Source organism: Nocardia aurantiaca, assembly GCF_009708175.1.
GTDB lineage: Bacteria > Actinomycetota > Actinomycetes > Mycobacteriales > Mycobacteriaceae > Nocardia > Nocardia aurantiaca.
Map to the genome: position 1 here is coordinate 103,234 of NZ_WMBB01000001.1, position 12,493 is coordinate 115,726.

Annotated in this window: 10 protein-coding genes; 8 read left to right on the forward strand and 2 right to left on the reverse strand. The window is 68.1% G+C overall.

The window, feature by feature from the left end; genetic code table 11:
- Positions 1 to 93 precede the first annotated feature (93 nt).
- A complete protein-coding gene (locus GLP40_RS00475; protein ID WP_154785835.1) occupies positions 94 to 381 on the reverse strand; it encodes a YiaA/YiaB family inner membrane protein in 288 nt (95 codons plus the stop codon).
- Positions 382 to 532: 151 nt separating this feature from the next.
- Between GLP40_RS00475 and GLP40_RS00480 the strand changes: the two genes are divergently transcribed.
- The 3 genes from GLP40_RS00480 (at position 533) to GLP40_RS00490 (ending at position 3,495) form a co-directional block, all read left to right on the forward strand.
- Positions 533 to 2,323: an alpha/beta hydrolase gene (locus tag GLP40_RS00480; RefSeq protein ID WP_328289515.1), complete on the forward strand. Its 1,791-nt coding sequence runs from the start codon at positions 533 to 535 to the stop codon at positions 2,321 to 2,323.
- Positions 2,324 to 2,325: 2 nt separating this feature from the next.
- A complete protein-coding gene (locus GLP40_RS00485) occupies positions 2,326 to 2,967 on the forward strand; it encodes a CPBP family intramembrane glutamic endopeptidase (RefSeq protein ID WP_328289516.1) in 642 nt (213 codons plus the stop codon).
- 141 nt (positions 2,968 to 3,108) lie between these two features.
- Positions 3,109 to 3,495: a sterol carrier family protein gene (locus GLP40_RS00490; protein WP_154785836.1), complete on the forward strand. Its 387-nt coding sequence runs from the start codon at positions 3,109 to 3,111 to the stop codon at positions 3,493 to 3,495.
- Between the two features lie 42 nt (positions 3,496 to 3,537).
- Here GLP40_RS00490 and GLP40_RS00495 read toward each other — a convergent pair whose 3' ends face one another.
- Entirely contained in the window at positions 3,538 to 4,902 is a 1,365-nt protein-coding gene (locus tag GLP40_RS00495; protein WP_407671510.1) for a YhgE/Pip domain-containing protein, read from the reverse strand.
- Positions 4,903 to 5,015: 113 nt separating this feature from the next.
- On the opposite strand from GLP40_RS00495, the gene purF reads away from it, so the two are divergent.
- From purF to GLP40_RS00520, 5 genes are all read left to right on the forward strand, one after another.
- Positions 5,016 to 6,581: an amidophosphoribosyltransferase gene (purF, locus tag GLP40_RS00500; protein WP_407671511.1), complete on the forward strand. Its 1,566-nt coding sequence runs from the start codon at positions 5,016 to 5,018 to the stop codon at positions 6,579 to 6,581.
- Between the two features lie 252 nt (positions 6,582 to 6,833).
- Positions 6,834 to 8,423, forward strand: a complete 1,590-nt coding sequence (locus GLP40_RS00505) for an ABC transporter substrate-binding protein (protein ID WP_407671520.1) — start codon at positions 6,834 to 6,836, stop codon at positions 8,421 to 8,423.
- 115 nt (positions 8,424 to 8,538) lie between these two features.
- Positions 8,539 to 9,531, forward strand: coding sequence for an ABC transporter permease (locus tag GLP40_RS00510; protein ID WP_154786300.1), 993 nt, complete (start codon positions 8,539 to 8,541; stop codon positions 9,529 to 9,531).
- Positions 9,531 to 10,556, forward strand: a complete 1,026-nt coding sequence (locus GLP40_RS00515) for an ABC transporter permease (RefSeq protein ID WP_154785839.1) — start codon at positions 9,531 to 9,533, stop codon at positions 10,554 to 10,556. Before GLP40_RS00510 ends, GLP40_RS00515 begins: the two co-directional genes overlap by 1 nt.
- A complete protein-coding gene (locus GLP40_RS00520) occupies positions 10,549 to 12,261 on the forward strand; it encodes an ABC transporter ATP-binding protein (protein ID WP_154785840.1) in 1,713 nt (570 codons plus the stop codon). The genes GLP40_RS00515 and GLP40_RS00520 overlap by 8 nt, the downstream gene beginning before the upstream one ends.
- Positions 12,262 to 12,493: the final 232 nt, after the last annotated feature.

A 12,493-nucleotide genomic window follows, 5' to 3' on the forward strand; every position in this document is an offset into this window, starting at 1 on the left:
CTGATCCGGCCGCCAGGCCGTGGACATACCGAGAGCCCGCCGGTTTCCCCTCACTACGGCGGGCTCTTGTCGTCCCCGCGGTCGGGGGCTCGGTCAGTTGATCTTGAACGGATCGTGCTCGGCCATCAGCTTTTCCATCCGGGCCTCGTCGATGCGGTGGTGCACCTTGGAGGACTCGTGCTGATCGCGAATCACCTTCGCGAGAGTGAAGCAGCTGCTGACCAGGAACAGCGTTGCCATCAACAGGAATCCGCGCTGCCAGATGTCCAGCGGCAAGTAGACGATGCCGATGATCAAGGCGGAGAAGCTGATTCCGAAGGCGATCATGGCCTGAGCCAGAAACGCGTTGGTGCTCTTGGTGTGTGCGCTCGGAGTGCTCATGGTCATCGAGTCTGGTGCGCACGCCGCCGCATCGACCGAGTACATCTACTCGAGTAGGCCGAGTAGATGCAACGCCCGACACGCCGGTGCGATGGCCCCTCTCACACCCAGGGGTCCCCGGATCGCGGCCGGCTGCGTCCATACTTGACGGGTGCTGGACTCCGCCGACGCCTTCACCAGGCTGCGCACGCGCGGCTCGGTGGTGTATCGGCGTGGCGCGCTGCTGTTCCGGAACGGGTGGGGACGCAAGATCGCGGTGTTCGCGCGGAAGGTCGAGGCCATCATCGACCTCAACCACACCGGGCTGGTACTGGCGACCATCTTCTTCGCCTGGTCGGTGACCCCCTCGCTGGTACCGCGCGACTGGCTGTTCCAAGGCTTGATCTCCGGCCTCAACGCTGCCATCGGATACGGCGTGGGGTGTGTGCTGCTGTGGGCGTTCCGCAAGTGGCTCCGGCCGCGGATCAAGATGGCCACCCCGTCGGAGTGGGTGCGGTATCTGATCAAGGTCTTCGTGGTCGTCGCCTGCATTCTGGTGGCGGCCTACATGCTGGTGCTGTCCGCGGACTGGCAACGCGAACTCACCGGCCTCATGGGGATGGAGGGCACCACCCGCGCCGCGTATCTGCGCACGGGCGCGCTGAGTTTCGCGGTCGGCGCGCTGGTGGTAGCGGTCTATCGCACGCTGCGCGAGGTCGTGCGGTTCCTGGCCCGGATGCTCAGCCGCTGGGTGAGGGTGCCGCCCGCGCTCGCGCCCGCTGCCGGCGCACTGCTGCTCACCGTGCTCATCGTGACGCTGTTCAACGGTGTCGCCACCCGCGCCTTCTTCGCGGTCGCCAACTCGGCGTTCAGCGTGCGCAACGACAAGATGACCGAATACGCGGTGCAGCCCACCAAGCCCGAGCGCTCCGGCAGCCCGGCCTCCCTGGCCAAATGGGAGACGCTGGGGTCGGAGGGCCGCTGGTTCGTCTCGCACGGACCCGACCCGCTGCTGATCAGCGCCGTCACCAGAAAGCCCGCGCGCGAACCGATCCGGGTGTACGTGGGCTTGAAGTCGGCGAGCGCGGACACCACCGAGGAGGATCTGGCGGTCGCCGAACTCGAACGCACGGGGGCCTTCGACCGCAAGGTGCTGGTACTGGCCACCACCACCGGCACCGGCTGGGTGAACGGGGAAGCCGCGGCCGCCATCGAATACATGTGGGGCGGCGATACCGCCATCGTGGCGTCGCAGTACTCGTATCTGCCCAGCGTGCTGTCGTTCCTGGCGGACCGGCAGAAGGTGGCGATCAACGGCAGGACGATGTTCGACGCCGTCTACGCGCATTGGTCGCAGCGGCCGCCCGAGCATCGGCCCAAACTGCTGGTGTACGGGGAGAGCCTGGGCTCGCAGGGCTCCGAATCCGCCTTCGACGGCCTGGCCGACCTGCGCTCGAAGGTGGACGGCGCGCTGTGGGTCGGCCCGCCCAACTCGAATCGCCTGTGGCAGCAGTTCGTTCAACGCCGCGATCCGGGCACCCGCGAGGTGGACCCCATCTACGCCGACGGGCTGGTGGTCCGATTCGCCGCCACCGCCGCCGATCTGAACAAGCCCTCGGCCGATTGGCGCAAACCGCGTATCGCGTACCTCCAGCACCCCTCCGACCCCATTGTCTGGTGGTCCCCGGATCTCATCTTCTCCCAACCGGATTGGCTGTCCGAGCCGCGTGGCGCGGATGTCTCGCCGCAGATGCGCTGGTGGCCTTTCGTCACCTTCTGGCAGGTCGTCGCGGATCTCACCAATGCCCAGGGCGTCAGCGACGGCCACGGCCACCGCTACGGCTCCCTGGTCCTCGACGGCTGGGCCGCGATCGCCGCGCCACCGGACTGGGACCAGGACCTCGCCGAACGCATTCGCACCCAGATCGAACTCGCGGAGGCCTACGAGCGGGCGGTGAAATAGCCGTGCTCGCCGTCGCCCGCCCGCTACTGCGCCCGAAAGTCCTTGCCGCCGTGACGCTGCCGCTGGTGTGGAGCAACTACCTGCTCCCGGCCCTGCGCCTGGATGTGCGCGGCCGCACGGCCGCCAACACCGCCTTCGCCGCGGCCTACACCCGGATTTTCCGTGGTGAGCCGAACTGGCTCTCCCGCCGGGGCTTCCGGGCCGGAGTCCTCGCCGCCGCGGTGGTCCTGTCCGGTTACGGTGCGGCTTTGGTGGTTCCGTCCACCCGCCGCCACCTCGCCGGGCTCGCCGACCGCGGCCCTGGCGTCTCCACCGTGGAATGGACCGCCCTCCACATTCCCGGTGGCACCGTCCTGAGCGAAGAACTCGTCTACCGATCCACCCTGACCCCGCTCCTGGAGCGGGCGGCCGCTCGCCCCGAAACGGGCCTGGGCGCACTGGTTTTCGGTCTCTCGCACATACAACCGGCCCGCGCCGCGGCCGATCCCGTCTCAGCCACCGTGGCGCTCACCACCGGCGGCGGCCTGGTCTTCGACCTGCTGCGCCGCCGCACCGGCAGCGCCACGGCTCCTGCCTTGCTGCATGTGGCCCTCAACGCGGGCGGGGCCGTCGCCCCACGCCTGGCGCGCCGCTTGCGGGTCTAGAGGGAAGCTCGTCGGTCATCCCGGCATGCTATTGGCCGGGATCCGCGCGGTCGGTGGGATTCCGGCCGACAGCGCGCCGGAATGGCGAGGGGAGAATCCCCTGTCAGGTGTCTGGATATTCACCGGCGGTAGCCTCGCGGCATGGCGCGACGAGGAGCGGTTGATCCGGCCGAGGTGCGGGCGGCGGTGGCTGCGGTGGGTGACTGGCTGCGGGACGATTCCAGTCCCGCTCCCGCGCGGGCCGAACTCGCGACGGCGGTGCGGGGGACCGCGCGGGCGCTGGCCGCGGACGCGCCGGGGCATTCGGTGGAGGTACGGGTGCCGCCGTTCGTGGCGGTGCAGTGCATCGAGGGGCCGCGGCATACGCGGGGGACGCCGCCGAACGTGGTCGAAACGGATCCGCGCACTTGGCTTTTGCTGGCCACCGGGCTGCTCGGCTTCGAGCAGGCGCACGAGTCCGGTGCGCTGAGCGCCTCCGGCAGCCGCGCCGGCGAGGTGGCGCGGTGGCTGCCGGTCGCGCAGCTGTGACGTCGCCGGGCGAGCGCGGCAGCGGCCGCCCCGCCACGGCGGTCAGGCTTCGGTGGTCTTGGCGTGCTTGCCGCTGCCGGCAGGCTCGGCGGGCCTGCGTTCCAATCCTTTTCGGTCGTAGTAGGGCGTGATGATCAGCCCGAAGACGACGCCGATGGCCAGCCCGAGCGCGGCCATCCAGAAGCCCCGCGTCAGGCCCGCGTGGCCGTTGCCGTTGAAGTAGAGGATGGAGCGCGTCCCCAGGAACACCTGGTGCATGGGCTCGAACTTGGCCAGCCAGCCGAAGTACTTGGGGGTGGCCTCGATCGGAATGGTGCCGCCGGAGGACGGCAGGCCCAGGATGATGAAGACGGTCAGATTGATGATCAGGCCGGCCGTACCGACCGCGGCCAGCGTCGAGGAACAGGTGAAGCCGACGGCGATGATCACGAGGGCGCCGAAGAGGAACAGCAGCAGCGGTTTGTCGATCGGCATGCCGAGCGCCGCCGCTATGCCCTCCAGCACCGCCGAGACCACCACCGCCATCACCGCGATCGCAGACCACTTGACGAGCAGTGTCCTCAGCCGCGAAATGGACGCACGCGGATAGTGCACGTACCACGGCCCCCACTCGGTCGGCAGGAAGCCGAGGGCCGAATCGATGAGCTGGTGAATGATCATCGCGCCCACCATGCCGACCAGTAGGAGCAGCAGGCTGTAGAAGAACGCGGTCAGTCCCTCACCGGAACCGCCCGGCAACGGCCGGAATTGGTCGACCACGATGTTCAGCGGCTGGGCCAGCACCAGGCGGGTGGCCGCGGACAGTTCGGTGGGGGGCGCGCCCGGCGGTGGCGTCAACTGCTTGTTCACCTGCTCGGTCAGCTGCCGCCCGACCTGGTCGTTGACCTGGGTGAGCGCCTGCGTTCCGAACTTCTGCACCACGGCGGTGGTGAACGCGCCGGTACGCGGATTGGTCTGCAGCGTCAGCACCGGCTTGGAGATATCGCCCGGCACCACACTGCCGACGCCGAGAATGCCCAGACGCTTGGAGAAGTCGCCGGGAATGATGATGGTGCCGTACACCTGCGCCGACTGCATCTGCAACTGCGCCTCGTTGATGCCGAGCACGCGCAGATCGATCTTGTCCGAAGGCACGGCCTGCTGGAGTCCGGCCGAGACCTGTTCGCCGAAGTTGACGTGCCGGACCTGATCGCCGGTCTTGATGTCGTCGCCGACATCCTGATTCACCAGCGCGATCGGGAAGTCGTGCAGATTCTTCTCCGGATCGACCACGTAGTCGAGATACATGACGCCCAGCAGCGAGGCCAGCAGGGTGACCACCACGATCGGGGCCGCCCACCTGATCGGGCTCAGATGCCTGCGTCGTGGACTGGTTTCCGCACTGCCGTTGCTGTCCGTGGTCGCCACGGTCGAACGCTAACAGCAAACGGCGTGCCATCTCCGTTATCCCAACGGTGGGTTGCCTGGCGGTTACCCGTAGAATGGCGGTCGCCCCCAGCCCGCCGAACAGGGAGCAAACGGTGAATCTCCCCTCCGCCACCACCACCTCCGACCAGGACGAGAACGAACCGCGCGAAGAATGCGGTGTGTTCGGTGTCTGGGCGCCGGGCGAAGATGTGGCAAAGCTCACGTATTACGGACTTTACGCATTGCAGCACCGTGGTCAGGAGGCGGCGGGCATCGCCGTCGCCGACGGCTCGCAGGTGCTGGTGTTCAAGGATCTCGGCCTGGTGAGCCAGGTCTTCGACGAACAGACCCTGGCCGCCATGCCCGGCCACGTCGCCGTCGGTCACTGTCGCTACTCCACCACGGGTTCCACCACGTGGGAGAACGCGCAGCCGATCTTCCGCACCACCGCCGTCGGGACCGGAATCGCACTGGGCCACAACGGAAACCTGGTCAACACCGCCGAATTGAGTACGCGGGCACGAGAACTCGGACTGGTCACCGGCCGCTTGGCGGGGAATGTGGCCGCCACCTCCGACTCCGATGTGATGACTGCGCTGCTGGCGCACGCCGCCGCCGACAAGAGCATCGAGCAGGCGGCCATGGAGCTGCTGCCGACGCTGCGCGGCGCCTTCTGCCTCACCTTCATGGACGAGCACACCCTCTACGCCGCCCGCGACCCGCACGGGGTGCGCCCGCTGTGCCTGGGCCGGCTGGACCGCGGCTGGGTGGTCGCCAGCGAGACCGCCGCCCTCGACATCGTCGGCGCGTCCTTCGTGCGCGAGATCGAGCCGGGTGAACTGCTGGCCATCGACGCGGACGGGGTCCGCTCGCTGCGCTTCGCCAATCCGACGCCCAAGGGCTGCGTCTTCGAATTCGTGTACCTGGCCCGGCCCGACTCCACCATTTCGGGTCGCTCGGTGCACGCCACCCGCGTCGACATCGGCCGCCGTCTGGCCGCCGAGCATCCGATCGACGCCGACCTGGTCATCCCGGTGCCGGAGTCCGGCACCCCGGCCGCCGTCGGCTACGCGCAGGGCTCCGGAGTGCCCTACGGCCAAGGCCTGATGAAGAACGCCTACGTGGGCCGCACCTTCATCCAGCCCAGCCAGACCATCCGTCAGCTCGGAATCCGGTTGAAGCTCAATCCACTGCGCGAGGTGATCCGCGGCAAGCGGCTCGTCGTGGTGGACGACTCCATCGTGCGCGGCAACACCCAGCGGGCCCTGATCCGCATGCTCCGTGAGGCGGGCGCGTTGGAGATCCACGTGCGCATCGCCTCCCCGCCGGTCAAGTGGCCCTGCTTCTACGGCATCGACTTCGCCTCGCGCGCGGAGCTGATCGCCAATGGCGCGGGCCCCGACAGCATCGAAGGTGAGAGCCTCGACGACATGGTGGAGGGCGTGCGCCGCTCCATCGGCGCGGACAGCCTCGGCTACATCTCGATCGAGGGCATGATCGCCGCCACCGAGCAGCCGCGTTCGCGGCTGTGCTGCGCCTGCTTCGACGGCGATTACCCGATCCCGCTGCCGGTGGAATCCGCCATCGGCAAGAACGTGCTCGAGGGCATGCTGTCGGGCACGACCGAAACCGAGCTGCTGGCGGACAATGCCAATGCCTCGGCCCTGAGCCGCCCGTAACCGCAAGGCCTTCCGGTGCCCGTTCGCGTAATCGCGGACGGGCACCGTGCTTTTCCCGCACCGAACCGGGAAATCCGCTGGCGCAGTTGCGACGTGGGCGTCGCCGGGCCGAGGGCTCGATTTGTATACCGATTGTTCGGAAACGCAACATGCCGGTTATAACCGGTCGATACTGTGCCCAGCCAAAGGATGTCCACCGCGGCGCGGCGGGCCCGCGACCCGGCCGCTGCGCTGCGTTTCGAGAGCAGGGCAGTGATGCGCGCGAAAAAAGTTGCGGCAGTCGGATTCGCAGGACTGACGGTGCTGGCGATAGCCGGATGCGGATCCGGCAAGACCGGAGGCGGCGGCGGGGGAGCCGGAATCCTGGTCGGCACCACCGACAAGATCACCTCCCTGGATCCCGCCAAGGCCTACGACAACGGATCACTACTGGCGGAAACCCAGGTCTACCAGTTCCTTCTGAATTTCCCCGCCGGCGAGGCCGTCCCGAAACCCGATGCGGCCGACAAGTGCGAGTTCACCGCCCCGACCGTGTACACCTGCACGCTGAAACCGGGTTTGAAATTCGCCAACGGTGACCCCCTCACCGCGCACAGCGTGAAATTCTCCTTCGACCGCATGGTGAAGATCGACGATCCGCAGGGCCCGAAGGCCCTGCTGGACAACCTCGATCACACCGACGCCCCGGACGACAAGACCGTCAACTTCACTCTGAAGATGGCCAATGACCAGACCTTCCCGGCCATCCTGCCCACCCAGGCGGCGGCCATCGTGGACGAGAAGGTGTTCCCGGCCGACAGGGTGCTCGCCGACGAGGACATCGTGAAGGCGAAGCCGTTCTCCGGGCCGTACGCCATCACCAGCTACGACAAGAACAAGCTGGTCGAATACCAGTCCAACCCGGATTACAACGGGCTGTTCGGCAAGCCGAAGACCGATACCGTCACGGTGAAGTACTACGCCGAGGCCGCGAACCTGAAACTCGATGTGCAGCAGGGCAATATCGACGTCGCCTGGCACACCCTCACCCCGACCGACCTGGACTCGCTGAAGACCAGCGACAAGGTGACCGTGCACCAGGCGCCCGGCGGCGACACCCGCTACATCGTGTTCAACCTCAACACCCAGCCCGGCGGCAATCCCGCACAGAAGCTGGCAGTTCGCAAGGCCGTCACCACCGCGGTCGACCGGGAAGCCCTGGCCACCACCGTCTTCAAGGGCACCTGGGCGCCGCTGTACTCGCCGGTGCCCAAGGGCGTTCCGGGCGCGACCGAGCCCATCAAGGACATCTACGGGGCCAAACCGAACAAGGACGCGGCCGCCAAGTTCCTCGCCGACGCGGGCGTGGCCACGCCGGTCGAACTGAACCTGCAGTACACCACCGAGCACTACGGCACCGTCAGCTCCGAGGAGTACGCCGCCATCAAGAGCCAGCTCGAGGCCACCGGACTGTTCACGGTGAACCTGCAGTCCACCGAATGGGTCGCCTATCAGAAGGCCCGCTCCACCGACGGCTATCCGGTGTTCCAGTTCGGCTGGTTCCCCGACTATCCGGACGCCGACGACTACCTGCGGCCCTTCTTCACCGAGGACAACTTCCTGCGCAACCACTTCGGTGATCCGAAGATCACCGCGGAGCTGAACGCCGAACTGACCGAACCGGATCCGGCCAAACGGGCCGCCGCGCTGGCAACGGTGCAGCACGACCTGATGGCCGACTACCTGCCCATCGTGCCGCTGCTCACCGGTAACCAGATCGCGGTGGCGGGCAAGAACATCCAGGGTGTGGACCAGACCCTGGACCCATCCTCCAAGTTCCGCTTCGGCGTGCTGAGCAAGTAGTCGGATGGTCACCACCACCGACCCCGAGGGCGGGCCGGCGACCCCGGCCCGCCCGGCGGGAAAGCGATTGCGCGGCGGCGAAACCCGCTACGGCGCACTGGCGCGATACCTCGGCATGCGCGCGCTGCTCATCATCCCCACCACCTGGATCCTGGTGACCCTGGTGTTCTTCCTGATGCGGGTGATCGGCGACCCCATCACCGCCGCGCAGGGCGGGCGGCTCACCCCCGAGGAATTGCATAGGCGTAAAGAGGCGGCCGGGCTCACCCGGCCCATCGCGACGCAGTACCGGGACTACCTGTCCGGGCTGCTGCGCGGGGATTTCGGCCGCTCCCAGGACAATCGGGCCATCAGCGATGTCATCGTCACCTACGGCGCGGCCACGCTGGAGCTGGTGTTCTGGTCGCTCCTCGTGGCCTTCGCGGTGGGCGTGCCGCTGGGCAGATACGCGGCCACCAAACGGGATTCGGCCGCCGATGTGAGCCTGCGGCTGTTCGCCATCCTGGTGTACGCGGCACCGGTGTTCTTCGTCGGCCTGCTGCTCAAGCTGATCTTCGCGGTGAAGCTGGGCTGGCTGCCGGTCGCCGGGCGGGCCGGCACGAATGTCGAGCTGCAACTTCAGCACGTGTCACCCAAGACCAACATCATGATCGTCGACGCGATCCTGTACGGCGATACCGGGAACATCGTCGACGTGCTGAAACACGCGGTGCTCCCGGCCATCGCGCTGGGGCTGCTCACCGCCGGCGTATTCCTGCGGCTGGTGCGGATCAACCTGATCCAGACCCTGCGCTCGGGATATGTGGAGGCCGCCCGGGCGCGCGGGCTGTCAGACCGCGTGGTCACCGGGCGGCACGCCTTCCGGAATGCCCTCATCCCGGTGGTCACCGTCATGGGCATGCAGATCGCCATGATGCTCGGCGGCGCGGTGCTCACCGAGACCACCTTCGAATGGAAGGGATTGGGCTACCAGCTCGCCTCCTACCTGCAGGCGCGCGACTTCGTGGCGGTGCAGGGCATCGTCGCGTTCATCGCCATCGTGGTCGCGATCATGAGCTTTCTGGTGGACCTGATCGTGGCGCTGATCGACCCGAGGGTGAGGTTCTGATGACGATCATCGAAACGGGCGTCTCGGCGCCGGTGCCGCCCAGCCGTTCCCGGCTCCGCCTCCCCGGAACGGCCCTGGTGCGCATGACCTCCGGGCTCCAGCGATTCACGCTGCTGCTCGGGGTCGTGCTGGTGGCGGGCTTCATCCTGGTCGCGCTCCTCGCGCCGCTGCTCGCGCCCTACGGATTCGCGCAGAACGCCTCCGACGGCGTCGACTTCGCGCGGCAGCAAGCGCCCTCGGCGGCGCACTGGTTCGGCACCTCGGTGCGCGGCGAGGACGTGTTCTCCCGCGTCCTCTTCGGTGCCCGCACGGCGCTGTCGGTGATCGCGGTGTCGCTGGTGCTGTCGCTGATCGCCGGCGTGCCGCTGGGCCTGGTGTCCGGGTACCTCGGGCGCTGGGTGGACCGGGTGCTGGTGCTGTTCATGGACGCCATGTACGCGTTCCCGTCGCTGCTGTTGGCCATCGTGGTCTCGATCGTGGTGTCGGGCGGGCAGTCCAGCAGCTTCGGCGGCATCCTGTCGGCGGCCATCGCCATCACCGTCATCTTCGTGCCGCAGTACTTCCGGGTGGTGCGCAATGCCACCATCTCGGTGAAACAGGAACCGTACGTGGACGCCGCACGGGTCACGGGCGCGTCCACGGCGCGAATCCTGTTCCGGCACATTCTCGCCAATGTCACCCAGTCGCTGCCGGTGCTCATCACCCTCAACGGCGCGGAGGCCATCCTCACGCTGGCCGGACTGGGGTTCCTCGGCTTCGGCATCGAACCCACACAGGCCGCCGAATGGGGCTACGACCTCAACAAGGCCCTCGCCGACGTCTCCAACGGCATCTGGTGGACGGGGGTCTTCCCCGGCGTCGCCATCGTGACCGTGGTGCTCGGCATGACCCTGGTCGGCGAGAGCCTCAACGAGGTGCTCAACCCGCTGCTGCGCACCCGACGCGCGGCCACCGCCGCCGCGACCGACACCGCGCCCACCGAAGCCGCGCCCACCGAAGCCGCGCAGGAGGACGGCCATGCCTGAACCCGTACTGTCCTTCGAATCCCTCACCGTCACCTTCGCGACCGACGCCGGTGCCGTGACGGCCGTGAAAGAGGTTTCGTACCAGGTGTTCCCGGGCGAGGTGCTGGCCGTGGTCGGCGAATCCGGGTCCGGCAAATCGGTGAGCTCCCGCACCGCCATGGGACTGCTGCCGCCCACCGCGAGCGTGCGCGGGCACGTCCTGCTCGGGACCCGAGCGGTCACCACGATGAGCGAGAAGGAACTCACCGCGTTGCGCGGCGGGGCCGTCTCCATGGTGTTCCAGGAGCCGGGCGCGGCACTGGACCCCCTGTTCACCGTCGGCTTCCAGATCGGCGAGGCGCTGCGCGCGCACTCGGGCATGAAGCGGAAACCGGCCCGTGCCAGGGCGATAGAGCTGCTGCGCGCGGTCGGCCTGCCCGATCCAGAGGCCCGGGTCGACTACTACCCGCACCAGCTCTCCGGCGGCCAGAAGCAACGCGTGGTGATCGCCATCGCCATCGCGTGCGAACCCAGGGTGATCATCGCCGACGAACCCACCACCGCGCTCGACGTCACCGTGCAGGCCGAAATCCTGGAACTGCTGCGGGACCTGCGCGACCGGCTCGGCGCGGCAATCGTGCTCATCACCCACAATATGGGCGTGGTCGCCGACCTCGCCGACCGCGTGGTGGTGATGCGCGACGGACGCATCGTCGAAGAGGCCACGGTGGACCGGCTTTTCGCCGAACCTCAGCACGAGTACACCCGTGCGTTGCTGGCCGCGGTGCCGAAACTGCATGTGCTGCCGGATAACTGGGAGGCCGCCGACGTCGAGACCGACTCCGCGCCCGTGGCCGGCGCCGCCCTGGCGAGAACCATTGTCCGCGAGCCCATCCCGGCCGATGCCGCCACCGTGCTCGAGGTCTCCGGCCTGGTGGTGGAATTCCCGGCCCCGTTCGGCCGCCCGTCCTTCCGGGCCGTGAACGACGTCGGCCTGGCCCTGCGCCACGGCGAAACCCTCGGCCTGGTAGGCGAATCCGGCTCCGGCAAGTCCACCATCGGCCGCTGCGTGGCCGGCCTGCAACGCCCCACCGCCGGCAGCGTGCGGGTGCTCGGCACCGATATCGCCGGGCTCTCCGAACGGAAGTTGCGGCCCCTCCGCCGCCGCTTCGGCTTCGTCTTCCAGGATCCGGCCACCTCCCTCAACCCGCGCCTCACCATCGGCGAGTGCGTGGCCGAACCGCTGCTGGTGCACAAACAGGCCAAGGGCGCGGCCGCCCGCGAGCGCGTCCGCCGCCTCCTCGACGACGTACAACTCCCGGCCGGAGTGGAAAAGCGCTATCCGCACGAACTTTCCGGAGGCCAGCGCCAGCGCGTCAGCCTGGCCCGGGCCCTGGTGCTCAATCCCGACCTGCTGGTCGCCGACGAGCCCACCAGCGCCCTGGACGTCTCGGTGCAGGCCCGGGTACTCGAGCTGTTCGCCGAACTCCAGCGCGAGTGCGGCTGGGCCTGCCTGTTCATCAGCCACGACCTCGCCGTGGTGGATCAGCTGGCCGACCGGATCGTGGTGCTGCGCAATGGAACCGTCATCGAAGAGGGCAGCAATGACGACATCCTGCGCAGCCCACGCGAGGACTACACCCGCCGCCTGGTAGCCGCCGTCCCCGTCCCCGACCCTGCTGAACAACGCCGCCGCCGTATGGGCACGCGACAACCGATTTCGTAATGTTCGGGGTAACTCCCCCAGATGTCGTCTCGGTACGCGACAACTGATTTCGTCACATTCGGGGCAACTCCCCGGGTATGTCCAAAATTGTCTCGGCCCCAACCGCCGGCACGCGTGCCCGACAGTCAACGGCGCTCGAGCTGTGCGCCGAAGTCCCGGGGAGGCGGCGGAGCCGGGGGAGGGGGAGCGGTACCGGGGGAGGCGGGGGAGCCCGGGGAGGCGGGGGAGGACT

Bases quoted from the DNA above. Each gene is read 5' to 3' on its own strand.
- GLP40_RS00475 (WP_154785835.1), bottom strand. From the start codon at position 381: ATGAGCACTCCGAGCGCACACACCAAGAGCACCAACGCGTTTCTGGCT.
- GLP40_RS00490 (WP_154785836.1), top strand. From the start codon at position 3,109: ATGGCGCGACGAGGAGCGGTTGATCCGGCCGAGGTGCGGGCGGCGGTG.
- GLP40_RS00510 (WP_154786300.1), top strand. From the start codon at position 8,539: ATGCGCGCGCTGCTCATCATCCCCACCACCTGGATCCTGGTGACCCTG.
- GLP40_RS00515 (WP_154785839.1), top strand. From the start codon at position 9,531: ATGACGATCATCGAAACGGGCGTCTCGGCGCCGGTGCCGCCCAGCCGT.
- GLP40_RS00520 (WP_154785840.1), top strand. From the start codon at position 10,549: ATGCCTGAACCCGTACTGTCCTTCGAATCCCTCACCGTCACCTTCGCG.